Below are 21,131 nucleotides of genomic sequence, written 5' to 3'. Positions count from 1 at the left end.
CTTTACAGCTCAAAACGGCTGGCCAAGGGCAAAACAATGAAGCAGACTTTTCCTAAAAAAGAACATTTAAAACGCAAGAAAATTCTTGACAAGCTCTTTGCTGAAAAGAATAAAATAAGTGCTTATCCACTGTTATTATTTTATTTGGAAACCAGCTTGCCTGAAGAAGAGGTGCAAATTCAGGCCGGAGTTTCAGTAGCCAAGCGCAACCACAAACTTGCCGTTACCCGAAACCGTATAAAACGCTTAATGCGCGAAGTTTACCGAAAAAATAAGACGCAGTTTCAAACAAATGACAAGACTTATGCGTTTATGTTTATCTATACCGGTCGAGAAGTGCCCGTAATTGACGAACTTGAGAAGGCGATGGTGAAACTTGCTGAAAAATTTAATAAGCTACACCTGCCAGATAATCTTTAAATTTAAAATAGTGCCTATGAAAATACTTGGTTTTTTAATGTTGAGTATGGTTTATATGTGCTCAAGCGGTGGGTCTGAAAGTGATGCTGAACTTGCATCATTAGAAATGGAAGAAGCTGTATATGATGATGTATCCTTTCAAGATCAAAATGGATCAACAGACTCTGAAAAAGTTATAGAACAAAAGATTATCAAGAACGGCAATCTGCGTTTTGAAACACAGAACCTTTCTGAAACAAAATCAACTATTTTAAAAGCAGTTGAAGCCACAAATGGCTATATCCAGAATGAACGTTCTGGTAAAGATTATAATAGTAACTATCAGGAATTGCAGTTACGTATTCCTTCTGAAAATTTTCAAAAGGCCTTAACTATCATTTCTGATGGAGTTGAATTCTATGATGAAAAATCCATTAGTCAACGTGATGTAACCGAAGAATTTATTGATTTAGAAGCGCGCTTAAAAGCAAAACGTGAGCTTGAAAGTAGATATCTTCAACTTTTAGAACAAGCTAAATCAGTAAAAGAAATCCTTGAGATAGAGAGAGAACTTGCTATCATACGGGAAGAAATAGAAGCTAAAGAAGGTAGACTCAATTACCTTAAAAAGCAGGTTTCTTACAGTACGCTTCATATCTATTTTTATAAAACTAGTTTTGAAACCGGAGTAACTCCTTCTTATGGTTCTAAAATTATTGAAGCATTAAAAGGAGGCTGGCAAGGCATTTCAACCTTTTTGTTAGGCATTCTTTATATATGGCCTTTTATCATTTTATTGATTCTTGCTATCTTTCTAATTCGACGCTGGAAGCGTACAAAGTCCTTAAAAAAATAATCTATGAAAAAGCGCATACTCATCTCGGCAACGGCAGTCGTTATTCTTTTTACGACCGTAAGTTTTAAAAGTGACTTTTTTGAAATCGCTAAACAGATCGAAATCTTTACCACGCTGTTTAAAGAACTCAACATGAATTATGTTGATGAGGTGAATCCCGGCCAGTTGATGGATAGCGCAATTGAAGGAATGCTGGCAGATCTTGACCCGTATACCAAATACTGGACAGAGCAAGAAGTAGAAGATGCCCGCATAAGCAATAGCGGTGAGTATACCGGTATTGGCGCTTCGGTTTTAACACGCAATAAAACCATAACGATTCTTGAAGCATATAAAGATTATCCCGCAGATAAAGCAGGATTACAAGCAGGGGATGAGTTGGTAAAAATCGGAGATATCAACATCGCAGATTTTGAAGAAGATGCCGGTGATTTGTTACAAGGCGCTCCGGGAACCAGTATTCCTATAACCTATAAACGCCAGGGAAAATTACAAACTACGAGTCTTAAGAGAGAAGAGATAGACATCAAAGCAGTGCCTTTTTACACCTTGATCGACGGGTCTATAGGGTATGTAGTCCTCTCTAAATTCAATAAAAAAGCATCTTCAGAAACCAAAGCGGCTGTTGAAGATCTGAAAGCACAAGGTGCAACTTCGATCATACTTGATTTAAGAGGAAATCCTGGTGGTTTATTAACCGAAGCTATCAATGTGAGTAATTTATTTCTTCCGAAGGGAAAATTGATCACAAACACCAAATCGGTAATTGAAAAATACAATCAGGAATATTACACCCGTAATGAACCTTTTGATACCGAAATTCCTGTGGCTGTTCTCATAAATGGTCGTAGCGCTTCTGCAAGTGAGATCGTTTCTGGTTCGCTACAAGATTACGACAGAGCTGTTATTATTGGCGCTCGTAGTTTTGGAAAAGGGCTCGTACAACGCCCTAAAGAACTTACGTATGGGACCCAGTTAAAAATCACTATTTCGCGCTATTATACTCCCAGTGGTCGTTGTATACAAGCACTAGATTATTGGAATCGGGATGAGCAAGGTAATGCGGTGCGTACCAATGCCGCAGATTACAACGAATTTGAAACCAGTACCGGAAGAAAAGTTTACGATGGCGGTGGAATTTTGCCGGATATTCAAGTAGAATCTGCCGAAATGAGCGCTATTACTGAAGCTTTACTGCGCGATCAGGCTATTTTTGATTTTGCTACAGATTACTTTTATAAGCACGATTATGAATCGCTTGACAACTTTAAATTTACAAATGCTGATTATACTGACTTTAAAAAGTTTTTGGATGCGCAAGGTTTTGAATATCAAACGCAAACCGAAAAAGAACTTGAAGAAGTATTTCTAGATGCCTCAAAAGACAATTTACAGGACGCTATAAGCAGTGATTATGCAAGTTTGATGCGAACTATTGACAACGCTAAAGAAGCGCAATTGAATACGCGAGAACGCGAAATTTCAAAGTTGATTATTGACGAACTTATAAAACGTTATTTTTATCGAGAAGGCTTGTATGAATATCAGATCACGCACAACGAAGAACTAGAAGAAGCAAAGAAGATTTTAAAAGATGCTCCTAAGTATCGTAAAATCTTAAATAGATAAACAACGCTGATTTTTTAATCTAGACGTAATCTGTTGATTTTTAAACTAATCCATAATTAACCAAAAGATTCTAAATTCTTGTCTGTTATTTATAAAATAGCATAGAATATAAGTATTTTAACGTTGTAAATCAGCTCTTTAACTTAATTTTAATAGTAATTTAAAGTCTATCTCTTATGTTATATGTATGATAACTATAGATAAGGATACCGATAAGAATACAGAAATTTTAGGAACAGCGATAAGCTATTTAGAAGACAGAGGATTTGAGAATATCAAAGCAGATACAGATGGATTTGAGTCTCCTAAATCGTATATCAGACGCGGAAGCGAAGTATCGATCACACCAGATATTGTAGCAGAACGCGATGGCGAAAAACATATTTTTGAACTGAGTTTAAAATCTAAAAAACCCAGATTATTAAAATCTAAATGGTTATTTCTGGATACCTTGAGTTCGATGAAAAATTTTAAGTTTAAAATTTTTACAACTCGTGGTCATTATAAATTTACTGATGATACTTTAAGTAGTATCAATTTAGATAAAACACCGGTTAAGATTTAAATTCTAGTTATACAATATTAAAAAAGCCGCGCGTTGCGGCTTTTTTTAGTTTTTAATCATTTTTATATGCGGAATATCATCTTCAAGATAAGCTTCACCTACTTCATAAAAACCAAGATCATTATAGAATTTCTTTAAATAGGTTTGCGCAGATAATTCAATTTTATCTTGTTTAAACTCCTTTTCTATAAAGGCAATTGAGGCATTCATAATATCCTTACCAAAACCGTATTTACGGGCATTTTCCTTAACAATTACTCTACCAATACTTGCATTTTCAAAATAATCACCGGGTTTAAAAACTCGGGTATAGGCAACCAGTTGATGATCTTGATAGCCTAGAACGTGTAGTGCTTTTTTATCTTTACCATCTACATCTTGATACGGGCAGTTTTGTTCTACCACAAATACTTCAGCACGCAGTTGGAGCAATTCATATAAACTATAAAGAGTAAGTTCATCAAAAGCTAAAATTTTAATTTCCATAGGGATTAGTCTTGAACAACAATTTCTTTAGCATCATCCTTATCATATTCTGGTTGTATGTTAATATGATTGATGCCATAATGCATCGCAATATGCTCAATTTCTAAGAGAATTGCGTCAAAAGCACTTAGTTTAATATCGTTTTTCAAATCAATATGCGCCTCAAGATGTACTTCGTCATCATTAAGTTGCCAGATGTGTATGTGATGAATGTTTTTGATCGCATCTAACTGTTTAACCTCTTTTATGAGATCATCAATTTCAAGATCTTCTGGAGAAAAAAGCATCAGTACTTTAAAGGAAGATTTTAATAAACCGTATCCCATAACAATTAGATAAATACTTATCGCTAATGTTAACAAGCTGTCTATCCAGTAAATTTTAAAAAAATACATCAAAATACCACCAACCAACACTGCTACAGAAGCCATCATATCGGTTAATAAATGAAGATAAGCCGAGCGCATATTCATATTGCCTTTACTGTCCTTTTGTAAAAGCAAAACACTCAACCCATTAGCTACGATACCTAAAACGGCCAACCAAATTACAAGATCAGATGCAATAGCTTGTGGATTTAAAAATCGTTCAACGGCTTCTTTCATAAGAAGTACTGCGATCACGATAAGCGTGGCGGCATTCACAAACGCAGCGATGATCTCTGCACGTTTATACCCAAAAGTTTTATGGGTAGAAGCTTCCTTTTTTGAATAGCGCTGTGCGATATAGCTTATGATCAAGGAGATCACATCACTAAGGTTATGAACAGCGTCTGACAAAAGTGCTAAACTCCCGGAAATCAAGCCTCCTATGATTTGTGCCAGAGTTATTAACACGTTTAATCCTATACTAATTAAGAGGTTTCGGCCTTTTAAATCTGCTGCATGCGTATGATCGTGATGATGGTGCGCGTGTCCCATTTATAACAATTAAAAAACATGTTTAAAGTTACAAAATAGCGACACGTTCAATTTTATACTTATCCATAATAAAATCTCATTTTCAACGAGTTAACATATAGTTAACATGCTTGTTTATAAGTTGTCGTCAAAAATGTAAAATGAAAATTGCTTTATTCAGAAAAAATTACAAAGCAGTTCATGGGTAATATCATGCAAGAAAATTTTATGGATTTTTCTTTTCCGTTTATGAGCAAAATAAAACGTCATTTTTAATAAATGTTGATAACGACTTATTCAAAAAAACCTGATAATTAAGGTTATCAACATTTGTTAATAGCGTTTTATAAGCACTTATAAATCAAGTAAAATTTATGCTAAAAACTCTTGAATAACCCGTTAATATCTACCCATAAATTAAAAACCAAATTTTAAATACCTAAAGTTATACCGCTATTAACAAGCTATAATAACAAACAGTTTTAATTTAAATTTTAAAAAAGAAAAATGATATATATGTATACTGTTGAAAACTGTTTTTAAGCTTTGATTTTTAGAGATCCTATTTTTCAAATTTGAAAGGAAAAGATTAAAGTAAGACTCAGCGTAGTGTATTCTTTGATGATATCAATAAACTACCTCAGGGCAAACCCTTGAGAAATCGCTTGGAAACGAATTTTCAATTTTGAGCCAAGCTTCGGAGTATTAAACCCATTGGCGGTGCCAATAAAAAAAAGGAACCCGTTAAGAGTCCCTTTTAATTTTTAAAAATGATTATCTTATTAAAATATTGAATTGACGTAGGAGAGTACTGCTACAAATCCCAGAATAAAAATGCCTATAAAAAGAAAGGCTATTCGGTATCTTTTCAATTTAAACGTTTTCATGACGAAAAAGTTTTGATTAATGAATAGAACAAAATTAAGATTTATTTAACAAAAACAAAGTTTTTAAAATTAAATCTTAATTACCCTAGTGTTAAATGTCTATTTATTTGATTATGAAATACTAAGATTAACTAAAACTTCACGTCTTGAAACCTTTTGTTTTAGCGATTAACGCTAATTTTGCAGTAATTAATAAAAGCATTTAATGCCAAAGAAAAAACGTAGAAGAAATTCAAATTCCAAAATCGGGAACCTCACACAAAAAATACTTAAGATATTAAAACGAGAACCCGGTAAATCTTTTAATCACAAGCAAATCGCGGCCAAACTTCAGGTCGATGATCCCAACAGTCGCAATCAAATCGTTAAGGAACTCGCTCAACTCAAAGCAAAAAAGCACATTGAGGAACAAGATCGAGGTAAGTATAGCTTCAATGCGACTTCTCATTATCATACAGGAAAACTAGATGCGACCTCACGAGGTGACGGCTATGTTGTGGTAGATGGGATGGAACAAGATATTTATATTCCAAAAAATAATATGAATAAGGCCTTGCACGGCGATACGGTAAAAGTATATGTCTACAAGCAACGCCGAAGCAAAAAGCATGAAGGGGAAATCGTTGAGATCCTTGAGCGAAAAACCGATGAATTTGTTGGTGTAGTGCAGATGCAAAAGAATTTTGCCTTTGTAAATACTTCCGCAGAAGGAAAGATGCGTACCGATATTTTTGTTCCGAAGAATAAATTGAACGGAGCTCAAGACGGTGAAAAGGTACTTGTTAAGATTGAAGACTGGCCGGAAAAGGCCGATTCTCCTTTTGGTAAGATCATTAAAGTTCTTGGCTTGCCAGGAGAACATAATACAGAGATTCATTCTATTCTTGCACAATATGGTTTACCGCACGATTTTCCTAATGAGGTTGAAGCCTATGCCAATACTATTGATACGAGTATAAAACCAGAGGAGATCGCTAAACGTCGCGATATGCGGGATGTTCTTACATTTACGATAGATCCTAAGGATGCAAAAGATTTTGATGATGCGTTGAGTTTTCAGGTTTTAGAAAATGGAAACTATGAAGTAGGAATTCACATCGCAGATGTTTCGCATTATGTTGTACCGGGAACCATTCTGGATGAAGAAGCGTATGAACGGGCAACTTCGGTGTATTTGGTAGATCGCGTGGTGCCTATGCTCCCTGAGGTTTTATCAAATAATGCCTGTTCGTTGAGACCTAATGAAGAGAAATATACCTTTTCCGCAGTATTTGAATTAGACAAATCTTCGGGTAAAGTGAAAAAGCAATGGTTTGGGCGCACAGTAACCTATAGTGATGCGCGATTTGCGTATGAAGAAGCGCAACAAATTATAGAAACCAGAGAAGGATTAATTCCGGAAGACATTTCACTTACCGGAAAGTCATATAACGTAGATCCTGCAATTGTAAATGCAACTTTAGAGTTAGACAGAATCGCAAAAATTATGCGTAGACAACGCATGAAAGATGGAGCGATTTCTTTTGACAAAGTCGAAGTAAAATTTGAACTCGATCAAGAAAATGATCCGGTTGGAGTTTTCTTTAAATCTTCAAAAGATGCTAACAAGCTAATTGAAGAATTTATGCTCTTGGCCAATAGAAAAGTTGCAGAATTTATTGGTAAGCAATCACCAAAGAAAACATTTGTTTATCGTATTCACGACGAACCAAACGATGAGAAGCTGGCAGCTTTGCAAACTATCGCAGGACGTTTTGGTTATAAAATGAATCTTAAAGATCGAAAAAGTACCACTGCTTCTTTAAATAACCTTCTTACTGATGTTGTTGGTAAAAAAGAACAAAACCTGATAGACACACTTGCTATACGTACGATGAGTAAAGCGGTGTATAGTACAGAAAATATTGGGCACTATGGGTTGGCTTTTGATTATTATACACATTTTACTTCGCCAATACGCCGTTATCCTGATGTAATGGTACATCGACTTTTACAACATTATTTAGATCAAGGTAAATCTGCTTCAGAAGAAGAATATGAATCGAAGTGTAAACACAGTAGCGATATGGAATATCTGGCTACCAGTGCAGAACGTGATTCTATCAAATACATGCAAGTGAAGTTTATGCAAGATCATAAAGATGAAACCTTCTTGGGTGTTATTTCCGGAGTTACCGAATGGGGAATTTATGTAGAGATCGTAGACAATAAATGTGAGGGAATGATTCGTTTACGAGATATTAAAGGCGATCATTTTGATTTTGATCAGGAGAAATACGCTATTGTAGGTCGTAAAACCGGAGCCACGATCACGCTTGGCGATGAGGTTTATGTAAAAGTAAAAGAAGCAGATCTTGTTAAAAAGCACCTTGATTTTACTTTGGTTGAAGTTAAAGAGGCGATTCAATAAAGGGCTTACTGTAACAAATCAAAAAGCGATTGGTCTTTTAAATACGAAAAATCAATTCTTATGAAAAAACTAATCATGGCAGTTCTATTGGTAACTGCAGGTGCAACTTTTGCACAAGACAATACCAAAGATGTAGGCGATTTTACCGAAGTAAAAGTTTTTGACCGCATGCGCGTCAATCTTATCAAAGACTCAGAAAATAAAGTTTACCTTAAAGGAAAGGATACAGAATACATTGAACTTGTTAATAAAGATGGCGTTTTAAAAATACGTATGGATTTTGACAAGATCTTTGATGGAAATGAGACTTTTGTAGAAGTGCATTATAATGATCTAAAAGTGATTGATGGTAATGAAGGTGCAGAGATTGTGGTAAACGAATTGCTTGAACAGCCTAAGATCGAGATTAGAGTGCAAGAAGGTGCTCAAGTTACTGCAGGTTTAAAAGTTGAAAATGCTGAAATGCGTGCCGTTACCGGCGGAATTATCACCGCAAGCGGAAGCGCTATCAATCAAAATGTTGAAGTTAATACTGGTGGAGTCTTTGAAGGAAAATCTCTTGAAACCACTGATACCAAGATACGTATTCAGGCTGGGGGAGAAGCCGATATTTTTGCCCGAAGAACCGCAGAGGTTAAGATCAGAGCCGGTGGAGATGTAGATGTTTACGGCAACCCAACTGAATTGATCAAAAACAAGTTTATAGGAGGTCGCGTGCGGGTGATGGAGTAATTTGATTCAATTTCGTTACTTTTGTGAGTATAGACTTTTGGTTTTCAAAAGTGAGCATCTTAATCTAATTATTCTTAGAATAATTTTTTTCTGAACTTTCAGAAATACAAGACTTCATACTCCTAAATGCTACAAGATATTTCAACAGCAATTCCACTGGGTTTTTTACTCGCATTTCTGGTAGGCCCCGTGTTTTTTGTGTTATTAGAAACTGCTGCTTTAAAAGGTTTTAGAGCGGCTTTTCTGTTTGATATAGGCGTAGTTACAGCAGATACGGTTTTTATATTAATAGCCTATTTTAGTACCAGTCAGCTTTTAGACAAATTAAAAGATGATCCTGCACTCTACATTTTTGGCGGGATGTTACTCGCAGTCTATGGAGTGATGTCTTTTTTACGGGTCAAAAAAAATAAGCTTGACGATGATGAGCATCCTACCGTTGTGATGAGTAAACGCAACTATTTAGGACTTTTTGTAAAAGGTTTTTTACTCAACTTTATCAACATTGGAGTACTGGGATTTTGGTTGGTCATTTTAATTTCTGCAGGGCCTCAATTAGATATGAATGCCGAGCGTTTAACGGTATTTTTTGGTTCCATCCTCACTACCTATTTGATCATTGATATTATTAAAATTCTCCTTGCTAAAAAACTACGTAGCAAATTAACCCCTACGCGCATTGCTGTGATCAAGAAGATCATTAGTGTATTGATGTTTTTATTTGGTTTACTCCTTATTTCAAAAGGTTTATTTCCTTCAGAAATTCAACAAATAGAAAAACGTATTGAAGAGATTGCGCCGGAGAATGAGTTTATTGAAGGAGATTCTATTCCATTTTAAATAAAATGCTAGGGCATAAAAAAAGACCCTTCTTAATAGAAGAGTCTTTGTTGAGGTGTCGAGCGGATTCGAACCGCTGTAGATGGTGTTGCAGACCACTGCCTAGCCACTCGGCCACGACACCCTTTTTAATTAGGACTGCAAATTTAAGTTTTTTCTTTAGATATAAAAGCTATTCAAGAGATAATCCTAAGTAGCGCAGCAGCCAGATCTATTTTACGAGCGCTTTTTACTCATAGTAACTCCTACCGAAGCCACATCTCCACCAATGGGCGGATTGATTTTACGCACGGTAACTTTAGCTTTTGTAATTGTTGAAAGTTCTGATAAAGAACGATTTAATATACGATCACATACGTGTTCTAGAAGTTTAGAACGTTGTGCCATTTCTTCCTTAATGATTTTATTGAGATGTACATAATCTACGGTATCACTCAAGTTATCTGATTGAGCAGGTAGCGAGAGATCTGTATTTATTTTAAGATCTACGAGATAATCAGAACCTATTTGACCTTCTTCTACCAGACAACCGTGGTATGCATATACTTTTACGCGATTGAGTTTTATAACGCCCATAGCAGCTTATTTTTTATAGCGTAAAGATATTATTTATAAAGCAGAGCAGGAACTTGATTGTGGAGGTTTAAATAGGTTGCTAATCACGTTTCAGCACGTGTATTTTTAGTATTTTTGGCAACTTATAGCGTATGTTATTTAAACAATGATATACCACAGTTGAAGCTCGATAGACGAGTAATTCTATTTTTTCAGCATTTATTAAGCTATGGCAGAAGATTATGTAGCGCTCAATTTTTTAGAGCAAATCGTAGAAGAAGATATTACTAACGGATTTCCTAAAGAAGATTTACGCTTTAGATTTCCACCAGAACCTAATGGATATTTACACATTGGGCATTGTAAAGCTATTTGCATCAGTTTTGGACTGGGTGAGAAGTACAATGCGCCGGTAAACCTGAGATTTGATGATACCAATCCTTCAAAGGAAGAGCAAGAGTATGTAGATGCGATTCAGGAAGATATCAAATGGTTAGGCTTCAAGTGGGATAAAGTTTGTTATTCTTCAGACTACTTTCAGCAGTTGTATGATTGGGCCATTCAGCTTATTAAAGAAGGCAAAGCGTATATCGACTCACAGTCTAGTGAAGCGATGGCTGAGCAAAAGGGAACTCCTACAGAACCTGGTACTAACAGTCCGTACCGGGAGCGTTCCGTAGAAGAGAATTTAGAGCTGTTTGAAAAAATGGCAAAAGGTGAATTTGCTGAAGGGGTACACGTTTTACGTGCTAAAATAGATATGCAATCCCCTAATATGCTATTGCGTGATCCTATAATGTATCGTGTTATTAATAAGGCGCATCACCGTACCGGTAATACCTGGAATATTTACCCAATGTACGACTGGGCACACGGAGAGAGCGATTATGTAGAACAAGTTTCACACAGTTTATGTTCGCTTGAATTTAAGCCGCACAGACCGCTTTACGAGTGGTTTGTAGACAACGTGTATACAAACGGTATCAAACCCAAACAACGCGAATTTGCGCGCTTAAACTTGAGCTATACGATTATGAGCAAGCGTAAGTTGCTTAAGCTTGTGCAAGAGGGTATCGTAAGCGGTTGGGATGATCCTAGAATGCCCACCATTTCAGGAATTAGAAGACGTGGGTATACACCTGCTGCGATACGTAATTTTATAGATGCCGTCGGGGTTGCAAAACGCGACAATGTGATCGATGTTTCGCTTTTAGAATTCAATGTGCGTGAAGATCTAAATAAAACAGCGCCACGTGTGATGGCCGTTTTGGATCCTGTAAAATTGGTAATTACCAATTATCCTGAAGATCAGGAAGAATGGTTAGAAGCCGAAAATAATCGGGAAGATGAGAGCGCAGGTTTTAGAAAGGTGCCTTTTTCGAAAGAGTTATACATCGAGAAAGATGATTTTAAAGAAAATGCAAACAGCAAATACTTTAGACTTACCTTAGGCAAAGAAGTGCGTTTAAAGAATGCGTATATCATCAAAGGAGAGTCTGTAGTTAAGGATGCTGACGGAAACATTACTGAAATTCATTGTACATACGATGCCGATTCTCGAAGTGGAAGCGGTACCGAAGCAAGCCTGCGTAAAGTAAAGGGAACCTTGCATTGGGTTTCAATTAAGCATGCTATAAAGGCTGAAGTGCGCTTGTATGATCGTTTGTTCAATCACGAGTCTCCAGATGGTGATAAAGATGTTGACTTTATGGAGCATCTTAATCCAAATTCTTTAGAAACCATTACCGGTTATTTAGAACCAAGTCTTAGCGAGGTACAGCCGATGGATATTTTTCAGTTTCAGCGCTTAGGCTATTTCAATGTTGATAAAGACAGTACCGCTGAGCATTTAGTATTTAATAAAACGGTGGGTCTACGAGATACTTGGGCCAAAGTAGCATCAAAATCTACTAAACAAGAGCAGCCTAAAGCAGCACCAAAAAAGCAAATTCCGCAAATTCCTGCTTTAAATGAAATTAAAAAAGTAGGGAAGAAGCTGGCGCAAGTGCCAGATGAGAAGCGGGTAAAGGCGATTGCGAGAATACGTGAATTGGCTAAAGATGTAGATTATGAAGAGTTGAAAGAACTTTTCAATACTTCAGCAAAGAAAATAGGAACCCGTCTAGCAGTCTTAGAAACCTTAATTGTTTTAATTCAATTAAATAAAGTAGATCAAGCTGAAGAAGAAGTTGCTGCTTATCTTGAAGAAATGAAAACCTCAGGAAACGAACTTTTAGAAAATTCGGTTAACAACCTATAATTTAACCTTAAAGGTATGCTAAAAAAGGGCCCTCGCGGCCCTTTTTTAGCATACCTTTAAGGTTAATAGTCAATTTATTAACCGGTTATTAACGGAGATTAGAATTTAACATTCTTACTTTTGAGTATAACAAAAAACAATCACCATGTCAAAAACAAGTAACACCATTTTAGCATTAGTAACTGGAGCAGCAATAGGAGCAGGACTTGGTCTTTTATACGCACCAGAAAGTGGAGATAAAACCAGAAAGAAAATCTCTAAGAATGCTAAAGAAGCTAAGAAGAAATTAGAAAAGCAAATCCAAGAAACTTCAGATCACTTATCAGCTTCAGCAAAAGATGCTAAGAAGTCTTTTGATGAAAAGCTTGAAGATACCTTAAGAACTGCCAGTTCAAAAGCAGACAACATTTTGGTTTCTATGGAAAAAAAGCTTGAAGAGTTAAGAAAGAAAAATGCTAAAGCTACAGAAGAGGTAGTTGAAGATGTAGAAGATGTTGATGTACCAACTGCAAAAGCATAAGCGTGGATGTCGATATTCAATATTTCAGAGCATATAAGTAAAGTATCAGATGATGCAAAAAAATATCTAAACAGTAGTCTAGAATACTACAAATTAGATAGTTTCAAAAAAATGATGGATGGTGCCGTATCCTTGGTGAACCTAATGGTAAGCGGTAGTATCTTTCTTATTTTTATACTTTTTATTTCAGTAGGTGTAGCTATCGTTATAGGAGAATCTTTAGGTAGTTTAAGTTATGGTTATTTTATAGTAGCGGGTATTTATTTGCTATTATTCATACTTTACAAACTATTTGGAAAACCTTTAATTACAGAGATTGTTTTAAAGAAGTATTCTAAAGTTTTCTTCAACGATTCAACGCAGGAAGATGTTTTAGATGAAGAATTCAAACACTTACAGGAGTAACTATGAAGGTATACAAATCATTTGACCAGATCGACCAAGATCTTAAAATTCTAAAGTTGCAACAGCAGATAGATGAAGAGCAACTTAAGCTAAGTATCAAAGAGACGAAAGATTCTTTTGCACCGGTTAGTTTTGTGGCAAGTTCTGTTGGAGCTATTGTCCAGAAAACACTGGTTTTAAAAGCAGTAAACAAAATACTAGGAATCAAGAAAGTTAAGGTCAAGAATATAGACGACAAGAAATAAATTGCTATTGAAATAGAAAAATAAAAAAACCGGAGTTTATACTCCGGTTTTTTTATTGGTGGTGCCAAAAGATTCAATATGCTGAAGGATTTACTTTAGAAAATTGATCTAAAAACAATCTCAAATTATAAGGAAGAAAGATCGTCATCAACATCAAAATCATCATCATAGCCAGACTCTGGTTTCGGTTTATCTTTCTTTTTTGGTGTTTTTAAACCCAATTGTTCGTTACGCTTTTTCATCTCTTCACCAATTTGGTTTGAAGCGACAAAACTCGCGATCATATTGTTAAGCATATCGCTACCCGCTTGTGGAGAATTAGGCAGTAAGATCAAATTGCTATTAGTTTCTTCACCTATCGATTGTAAGGTATCATAATGCTGTGTTACAACGATTAGAGCAGAAGCTTCTTGAGAATTGATTCCTACATTGTTTAAAACCTCTACAGACTCCTCTAGACCGCGTGCAATCTCTCTACGCTGGTCTGCTATACCTTGGCCTTGTAAACGCTTACTTTCGGCTTCTGCACGCGCCTTAGCGACTATTTTAATACGTTCTGCTTCGGCTTCATATTCTGCAGCAACTTTTTCTCGTTCTGAAGCGTTAATGCGGTTCATTGCGATTTTTACCTGCTGATCTGGATCAATATCGGTAACCAGAGTTTTGATGATGTCATAACCATAATCGGTCATCGATTGATTCAGTTCGCTTTTTACCGCGATCGCGATATCATCTTTGCGCTCAAAAACATCATCCAATTTCATTTTTGGAACTTCAGATCGAACAACATCAAAAACATAAGAAGTGATTTGATTTTGAGGATCTTCCAGTTTATAAAAGGCGTCGTAAACATTTGATTTTACAACTTGAAATTGTACAGAAATTTTTAATCGAACAAAAACATCATCTTTAGTTTTAGTTTCAACGATCACATCCAATTGCTGAATACGCAAGTTCACACGACCGGCAACTTTATCGATCAAAGGGATTTTAAGCTGAATTCCAGAATTTCTAACACTTGTAAATTTTCCGAAGCGTTCGATAATTGCAGCTGTTTGTTGTTTGACAATGAAAACCGCTGAGATCAAGACAATTATCCCTAAAAACAGAAAAATAGGCACAAAATAGCTCATATTATACGTTTTAATTATTAAAAAAGGCAAGTATATTCTTACTAAAAATACAATACATTTGTCGCCCATTTTAAAAATTCGTAACACTTGAGGCCTTTTTTCTTTTTTCTTCTAATTCTAAGTACGTTTTCAATTCACGCACAACGTCATAAATATGATTCTAATAGAATAGGCGTTCAGGGCCAATATGCACTGCTCGACCTTAATTCTTCAAATTTTGAGACCAATCAGGAAGCCGGTTTTTTAGTGGGCTTATCTAAACGATCTGCATTTTATAACAATTTCGATTTGATTTTTGGAGTAGATTTTATGCAAACTTCTGTGAGTATGAATGCCAGAGGAGAAGCTTCAACTGTTGAAAAAGTTGAATATACTTGGAGTGGGGCACAGGTTAAACTTTTACTGAGCTACTTGATCGCAGGAGATCATTTAAGTCTAGAAGTAGGACCAATACTTCAGGTTAATGGTAAAATGGAACTAGATGATGTAAATCAAAGTGATTTAGTACTTCAAAACTATACAAGTCTAACCGCTGAAGATGTACAGGAGTGGTCTCGTGTAAATGGATTAGTAAGCGTAGGCTTGAGTGCAGGTTTTACACATGTGCGTTTGACTGCAAATTACCAATACGGTTTTACCAATGCTTTAAACAAGCTGAATGATGAAGGATTAGAATTAAAAGATCCTGCAGCAACAAACTTTGAAGGAAATCTAGGACTTATTACTGCAGGAATCGTGTTATATCTATAGCGTTTCTATCGCAAAGCGAATGCGTTCTAAGGTTTTTGCTTTACCAATGGTTGCAGCAATGTCAAACACATCGGGTCCAGACATAGAACCTACAAGACTTAGACGTAGAGGTTGCATTACTTTACCAAAGCCTAAACCTTCATTCTGAATCCAGCCTTTTACATTAGTAGAAAGGTTTTGGGCAGTAAAATCTTCGGTTTCTGAAATGATTTTTGATAAGGAAGTCATAATCGTGCCGGTATCTTCTTTCCAAGCTTTTTTAGCTGCTTTTTCATCATAAGAAGTTGGTCTTTCAAAAAAGAAATTACCTTGTTCCCAAAGGTCTGCAATAAAAACAGCACGTTCTTTAACCAGATGAATTACCTGCTTTACATACGCATCGTCAACGTCAAAATGTTTTTCTTTTAAAATGGCTTGAAAACCTGAAACTAATGATTCATCAGTAGCATTGTGCAAATGCTGTTGTTGAAACCACTTTGTTTTTTCAGGATCAAATTTGGCTCCAGATTTATGTACACGGCTCAGTTCAAAATCCTGAATAAGTTCTTCTAAAGCATAAATTTCTTTTTCGGTACCTGGATTCCATCCTAAAAAGGCAAGCATATTTACTACCGCTTCCGGCAAATAGCCATCTTCACGATATCCGGCTGATAGGTCTCCAGATTTAGGGTCTTTCCATTCAAGAGGAAAAACAGGGAATCCCATTTTATCACCATCACGTTTGCTCAATTTTCCTTTACCTACGGGTTTCATAATCAAAGGTAAATGCGCAAACTGTGGAGCTTCCCAACCAAAGGCGCGATAAAGCATAACGTGTAACGCAAGTGATGGAAGCCACTCTTCTCCACGAATTACGTGTGTGATTTCCATAAGGTGATCATCAACGATGTTTGCCAAATGATACGTTGGCATTCCATCTGCTTTAAATAAAACTTTATCGTCAAGTAAGCTCGTATCCACTTCAACCGAACCACGAATCAAGTCTTCGAGTTCCAGGATTTCGCTTTGCGGTGATTTAAACCGAATCACATAATCTTCTCCTGCTTCAATACGTTTTTGAGTTTCCTCAGGAGAGAGATTAAGAGAATTATCTAATTGCTCACGATTGTGCCAATTGTAGATGAAGGTTTTGCCTTGTTCTTCGTGATCTTTGCGATGTGCATCAAGAGCTTCGGCAGTATCAAATGCATAGTAAGCATCTCCTGATGCGATGAGTTTTTCAGCAAAAGCAAAGTATTTATCCTTGCGCTCACTTTGGCGATAAGGACCAAAACCACCTTCTTTTCCTGGTCCTTCATCATAAGGAATTCCGCACCAGTTTAGCGCTTCAACAATATAGTTTTCTGCGCCTTCAACGTATCGGTTTTGATCGGTGTCTTCAATTCTAAGAACAAAGGTTCCGTTATTTTTTTTGGCAAATAAATAGTTATATAATGCTGTTCTTACACCACCTATGTGTAAAGGTCCGGTAGGGCTTGGTGCAAAACGCACACGTACATTTTGATGCATATAGAAATTTTAGGATGCAAAGGTACTTAATATCAGCAAGTGTCGCACATCACAAGTTCACTGTTACGTATTCTTAAGGATATAATTTTAATAAGCTTAAAATCAAGGATTTTTAGGTTTACAGGCTTGTGTATTTCATGCGTAGCGGCTATAATATATTATCGTAGTTTTAGTTATTGAAATATAAATAGATTAAATCAGAGCCATTTTGCACCAATTAGAGGCCAAATTAGAGCGTTTTATTCGAAAATATTACAAGGATGAACTCCTTAGAGGATTGCTATTTTTTATCGCGATTGGCCTGGCCTATGTACTGTTGGTTTTGGGTATCGAATATTTCTTTTGGCTCAACACTTGGGGTAGGGGAATTCTTTTTTGGTCTTTTGTTGGTATAGAAGCGTTTTTGTTGATTCGGTTTATTGGGATCCCGATTTTACGTTTGTTTAAATTATCTAAGGGAATCGACTACAGTGAAGCTTCAAAATTGATCGGAAATCATTTTCCTGAAGTAAAAGATAAATTATTAAATACGTTACAATTACAAGCGACCGCTCAAACTTCAGATTTGGCAAGGGCGAGTGTTTTACAAAAAAGTAAAGAGCTCGAGCCAATTCCGTTTACGTTGGCCATTGATTACAAAAAGAATTTAAAATACTTAAAATACGCGCTTATTCCAGTACTCATTTTTGTGGGGATCAGTTTAAGTAGCGGAGTATCCTTTTTTAACGAGAGTGCTAGTCGTGTTTTAGATTACAATACACATTATGCACCACCGGCACCTTTTTCTTTTCATTTAAATAATCCCGGACAAAAGATTATTGAAGGTCAGCCCGTAGATATTCAGGTCGAGGTAGAAGGAAATAAACTACCTGAAGAGGTAATGATAGAGCTCAATGGGGTTTCTTATTTTATGCAGAAAAAAGGCACAGGGATATTTGAATATACCGTAGCGCAAGCTTCAGAAGATCTGGATTTTTATTTTGAAGGGAACGGATACAGCTCAAAGTATTACCGCTATACATTAGTGAATACCCCAACGATTTCAACCTTAAGAATGAAATTAGATTTTCCACAATATTTGAATAGAGCTAATGAATTGGTTGAAAATACTGGAAATATCACTATTCCTGAAGGCACTCAAGTACGATGGATTTTAGATACCCGAAACACCGATAAGGTAGAATGGATTGCAGATACGGCATATGTTTTTAAACAGAACAACAATGAATTTAGTTTTGATAGTCAGTTATTCCGTTCTGTGAATTATAGCATTGCTGCGAGTAATGATGGTTTAGAGCGTTATGAGCAATTAAATTATCAAATAGAGGTCATACGTGACGCGTATCCTGAACTGGATCTTGAAGTAAAAAAGGATACACTTGGTGATGACGAAACCTACTTTAGAGGAAATGTAGCAGACGACTATGGCTTACGCGATGTTAAATTGGTTTATTATACTGAAAATCAAATAGATAATAGTGTAAAGGTTGATATTCCAGTTAAAAAAAGTACCGTTGACCAATTTTATTTTGCGTTTCCGGGTGAATTACAATTGACTCGCGGAGTTTCCTACAACTATTACTTTGAAGTAAGAGATAATGATGCCTTACACGGCTTTAAAATCACACGCTCTGAGACCTTTTCTTTTCAATCTTTGACAAAGGAAGCAGCGGTAGATAAACAACTCGAATTGCAGAAAAGTTCTTTAGAAGGTCTTGATAAATCTGTTGAGCGTATGCAGGATCAAGAGCGTGATTTGAAAGAAATACAGAACCTTCAGAAAGAGAAGCAGAATTTAGATTTTAATGATAAGCGTAAAATAAAATCATTTTTAAGTAGACAAAAGGCACAAGAGGAAATGATGCAGTCTTATGCTGAAAAGTTGAAAAAAAGCTTGAATGCTTTAGACGAACTTTCTGAGTCAGCCTCAGAAAAAAGTAAGGCTTTGAAGGAGCGTTTAGAAAAGAACGAGGAGCAACTTAAAGAGCAAGAAAAACTTGTAGATGAGTTATCTAAACTTCAGGATTTGATGGAGGAAGATGAACTCAAAGATAAGCTCGACGAGATGGCTAAGAATTCTAAGAATTCGAGTCGATCTATGAAGCAATTACTTGAACTTACCAAGCGCTTTTTTGTTCAGACCAAAGGGGAACGAATAGGACGTTCGTTAAATAAATTAGGAAGTGAGCAAGAGAAAGAAGGAAGTAGCGATAATCCACAATTAGATAAACAGAAAGAACTTTCTGAATCTTTTGAAACCTTGAAGAAGGAACTTGATGATTTGAAACGGGAAAATGAACAATTAAGTAAACCCATAGATATTCCTGAAGATCAAAAATTAGAAGAAGAGATCCATGAGGCGCAAGAAAAGGCTGAGGAGATTTTAGAGAATTCTGGTGATTCAAACTCTCAAGAGGATGCAAAATCCAGTCAAAAGAACGCAGGGAAGAAGATGCAAAAAATGGGTCAAAAGTTGATGCAACAAATGGCTTCTGGAGGTGGAGGTGATGTTGAACAACTACAAGAGGATGTCGAAATGTTGAGACAGATTTTAGACAATCTGGTTATTTTTTCTTTTGATCAGGAGGATTTAAAAAACAAGTTTTCCAACATTGATAATGGCAATCCTTCATTCTCTAAATATTTGGTGAAACAGAATCAATTGAGAGAGAATTTTGAACACATTGATGATAGTTTGTTTGTATTGTCATTACGCAATCCTAGTATTCAAGAAAACATAAATGAACAATTAACAGAGATCACCTACAATCTTGATCAAAGTTTGGAGCGTTTAGCAGACAATGATATTGTAAAAGGGGTAGCTAGTGAACAATATGTTTTTGCGGGAGCAAATACCTTAGCAGATATGCTTTCAGACATTCTAGATAATATGCAAGCAGAATTATCATTTGCAATGGGTTCTGGTAGTTCTGGGGCACCTATGCCGTTTCCTAGTGGAGGAAAAGGTGGCGGAAAACAACTTTCTGATATCATTATGTCGCAGCAAGAACTTCAAGAAAAATTGGGTCAAGGAGATAAAGAAGGTCAAACCGGTGAAAGCGGAGATCAGGGAAAAGATGGTAAATCCGGTAAAGAAGGTGAAGGAGCAGGTGGTGAATCTGGAGAGGGAAATCAGGGACAGGGACAAAATGAAGGTGGTTCATCTGAGTCTGAATTAGCCAGACAATACGAGATTTACAAACAGCAAGAAGCTATACGAAATCAATTAGAAGATATGCTACAGCAAACTGGGATGTATGAAGAAGCTCAGCGAGTATTACAATATTTGGAGTCGATTGAAGATGATTTGTTGAGTGGCGATTCCGACGTGGCTAGGCGTAAGATGAATGAAGTGATTCAGCAGTTTTTAAAGATGGAAGAAGCGGAGCAGGAGAAAGATCAAAACAATCAAAGGGAATCTGAAAGTACGAGTAAGGTTTATAATAATACAACGTCAAATGCCATTCCTGAAGCCAAGCGCTTCTTTAATTCCAAAGAGATTTTGAATAGAGATAAATTGCCCCTACAGGATAATTATAAACTAAAAGTTAAACGATACTTCAAGAAAGAAAATGATTGAATTTAGTAGTCAAAATGATTTTGTTTTAGAACAGTCTGAACGTGTTGATAGTTGGCTTAAAGCGGCAGCGCTTAAAGAGTCTTATGGAATAGATAGTTTGGGTTATGTTTTTTGTTCTGATGATTTTCTTTTAGAGATCAATCAGCAATTTTTGGATCACGACACGCTAACCGATATAGTGACTTTTGATTATACGGAGGGGACTATTTTAAATGGTGAAATCTACATTAGTACAGATCGTGTTGCCGATAACGCAAAGGATTTTAATGTAGATTTTGATACAGAATTGCGTCGTGTGATTATACACGGGTTGTTGCATATGTGCGGTTATGGTGATAAGACCGAAGATGAGAAAACACGTATGCGGAGTAAGGAAGATGAGTATCTAGCACTATGGGATGTGTAGGCTATGGTCTTCCCTTTAATTTTCAGTATCTTTGCGCCCATTTTTTAAGGAAGTATAATTAAATG

19 protein-coding genes and 1 tRNA gene are annotated in these 21,131 nt (G+C 36.1%); 14 read left to right on the top strand and 6 right to left on the bottom strand.

Annotated elements, in window-relative coordinates; all coding sequences use genetic code 11:
- The first annotated feature begins 36 nt into the window (after window positions 1-36).
- The 4 genes from rnpA (at window position 37) to WA338_RS10595 (ending at window position 3,449) form a co-directional block, all read left to right on the top strand.
- The gene (gene rnpA, locus WA338_RS10610) at window positions 37-420 is read left to right on the top strand and encodes a ribonuclease P protein component (RefSeq protein ID WP_272986019.1); all 384 of its coding nucleotides are present in this window, start codon (window positions 37-39) and stop codon (window positions 418-420) included.
- A 16-nt stretch (window positions 421-436) separates the two neighbouring features.
- Window positions 437-1,255, top strand: a complete 819-nt coding sequence (locus WA338_RS10605; protein ID WP_272986018.1) for a DUF4349 domain-containing protein — start codon at window positions 437-439, stop codon at window positions 1,253-1,255.
- Between the two features lie 3 nt (window positions 1,256-1,258).
- Window positions 1,259-2,884: a S41 family peptidase gene (locus WA338_RS10600; protein WP_272986017.1), complete on the top strand. Its 1,626-nt coding sequence runs from the start codon at window positions 1,259-1,261 to the stop codon at window positions 2,882-2,884.
- A 187-nt stretch (window positions 2,885-3,071) separates the two neighbouring features.
- Window positions 3,072-3,449 (top strand): hypothetical protein, encoded by a 378-nt coding sequence (locus tag WA338_RS10595; protein ID WP_272986016.1) that lies wholly within the window; start codon window positions 3,072-3,074, stop codon window positions 3,447-3,449.
- A gap of 45 nt (window positions 3,450-3,494) precedes the next feature.
- On the opposite strand, the gene WA338_RS10590 is transcribed toward WA338_RS10595, so the two are convergent.
- Together WA338_RS10590 and WA338_RS10585 are read right to left on the bottom strand one after the other, a co-directional pair.
- On the bottom strand, window positions 3,495-3,935 hold the full coding sequence (locus WA338_RS10590; protein WP_009782022.1) for a GNAT family N-acetyltransferase: 441 nt from the start codon (window positions 3,933-3,935) through the stop codon (window positions 3,495-3,497).
- A gap of 5 nt (window positions 3,936-3,940) precedes the next feature.
- Complete coding sequence (locus WA338_RS10585; RefSeq protein ID WP_009782021.1) at window positions 3,941-4,855, bottom strand: cation diffusion facilitator family transporter; 915 nt, start codon at window positions 4,853-4,855, stop codon at window positions 3,941-3,943.
- 1,071 nt (window positions 4,856-5,926) lie between these two features.
- Between WA338_RS10585 and rnr the strand changes: the two genes are divergently transcribed.
- From rnr to WA338_RS10570, 3 genes are all read left to right on the top strand, one after another.
- On the top strand, window positions 5,927-8,131 hold the full coding sequence (gene rnr / locus WA338_RS10580; protein WP_009782019.1) for a ribonuclease R: 2,205 nt from the start codon (window positions 5,927-5,929) through the stop codon (window positions 8,129-8,131).
- A gap of 60 nt (window positions 8,132-8,191) precedes the next feature.
- Window positions 8,192-8,863 carry a head GIN domain-containing protein gene (locus WA338_RS10575; protein ID WP_009782018.1) on the top strand — a complete coding sequence of 224 codons (672 nt, stop codon included), beginning with the start codon at window positions 8,192-8,194 and terminating at the stop codon, window positions 8,861-8,863.
- Window positions 8,864-8,989: 126 nt separating this feature from the next.
- Window positions 8,990-9,703 (top strand): LysE family translocator, encoded by a 714-nt coding sequence (locus tag WA338_RS10570; RefSeq protein WP_272986015.1) that lies wholly within the window; start codon window positions 8,990-8,992, stop codon window positions 9,701-9,703.
- Between the two features lie 53 nt (window positions 9,704-9,756).
- Here the strand turns inward: WA338_RS10570 and WA338_RS10565 are convergent.
- A tRNA-Cys gene (locus WA338_RS10565) sits at window positions 9,757-9,827 on the bottom strand.
- Window positions 9,828-9,919: 92 nt separating this feature from the next.
- Window positions 9,920-10,279 carry a dihydroneopterin aldolase gene (gene folB, locus WA338_RS10560; RefSeq protein WP_272986014.1) on the bottom strand — a complete coding sequence of 120 codons (360 nt, stop codon included), beginning with the start codon at window positions 10,277-10,279 and terminating at the stop codon, window positions 9,920-9,922.
- Between the two features lie 208 nt (window positions 10,280-10,487).
- Between folB and WA338_RS10555 the strand changes: the two genes are divergently transcribed.
- From WA338_RS10555 to WA338_RS10540, 4 genes are all read left to right on the top strand, one after another.
- Window positions 10,488-12,518 (top strand): glutamine--tRNA ligase/YqeY domain fusion protein, encoded by a 2,031-nt coding sequence (locus WA338_RS10555; RefSeq protein WP_272986013.1) that lies wholly within the window; start codon window positions 10,488-10,490, stop codon window positions 12,516-12,518.
- A gap of 145 nt (window positions 12,519-12,663) precedes the next feature.
- Window positions 12,664-13,038 carry a YtxH domain-containing protein gene (locus tag WA338_RS10550; protein ID WP_272986012.1) on the top strand — a complete coding sequence of 125 codons (375 nt, stop codon included), beginning with the start codon at window positions 12,664-12,666 and terminating at the stop codon, window positions 13,036-13,038.
- A gap of 6 nt (window positions 13,039-13,044) precedes the next feature.
- Entirely contained in the window at window positions 13,045-13,443 is a 399-nt protein-coding gene (locus tag WA338_RS10545; RefSeq protein ID WP_009782013.1) for a hypothetical protein, read from the top strand.
- 2 nt (window positions 13,444-13,445) lie between these two features.
- Complete coding sequence (locus tag WA338_RS10540) at window positions 13,446-13,688, top strand: DUF6327 family protein (RefSeq protein WP_272986011.1); 243 nt, start codon at window positions 13,446-13,448, stop codon at window positions 13,686-13,688.
- Window positions 13,689-13,813: 125 nt separating this feature from the next.
- Here the strand turns inward: WA338_RS10540 and WA338_RS10535 are convergent, their stop codons facing one another.
- On the bottom strand, window positions 13,814-14,821 hold the full coding sequence (locus WA338_RS10535) for an SPFH domain-containing protein (protein ID WP_272986010.1): 1,008 nt from the start codon (window positions 14,819-14,821) through the stop codon (window positions 13,814-13,816).
- 87 nt (window positions 14,822-14,908) lie between these two features.
- Between WA338_RS10535 and WA338_RS10530 the strand changes: the two genes are divergently transcribed.
- A complete protein-coding gene (locus WA338_RS10530) occupies window positions 14,909-15,571 on the top strand; it encodes a hypothetical protein (RefSeq protein WP_273016365.1) in 663 nt (220 codons plus the stop codon).
- Here WA338_RS10530 and gltX read toward each other — a convergent pair.
- Entirely contained in the window at window positions 15,566-17,080 is a 1,515-nt protein-coding gene (gene gltX / locus WA338_RS10525; RefSeq protein WP_272986008.1) for a glutamate--tRNA ligase, read from the bottom strand. The genes WA338_RS10530 and gltX overlap by 6 nt on opposite strands.
- Before the next feature lie 208 nt (window positions 17,081-17,288).
- Between gltX and WA338_RS10520 the strand changes: the two genes are divergently transcribed.
- On the top strand, window positions 17,289-20,660 hold the full coding sequence (locus tag WA338_RS10520) for a hypothetical protein (protein ID WP_336093312.1): 3,372 nt from the start codon (window positions 17,289-17,291) through the stop codon (window positions 20,658-20,660).
- Window positions 20,653-21,066: an rRNA maturation RNase YbeY gene (ybeY, locus tag WA338_RS10515; RefSeq protein ID WP_336093310.1), complete on the top strand. Its 414-nt coding sequence runs from the start codon at window positions 20,653-20,655 to the stop codon at window positions 21,064-21,066. The genes WA338_RS10520 and ybeY overlap by 8 nt, the downstream gene beginning before the upstream one ends.
- Window positions 21,067-21,131 lie beyond the last annotated feature (65 nt).

Source organism: Leeuwenhoekiella sp. CH_XMU1409-2 (assembly GCF_037029365.1).
In the GTDB taxonomy this organism is placed as follows: Bacteria; Bacteroidota; Bacteroidia; order Flavobacteriales; family Flavobacteriaceae; genus Leeuwenhoekiella; species Leeuwenhoekiella blandensis.
The sequence above is the reverse complement of the archived record's forward strand: the minus strand, read 5'-3'. Positions and strand labels throughout refer to the sequence as shown.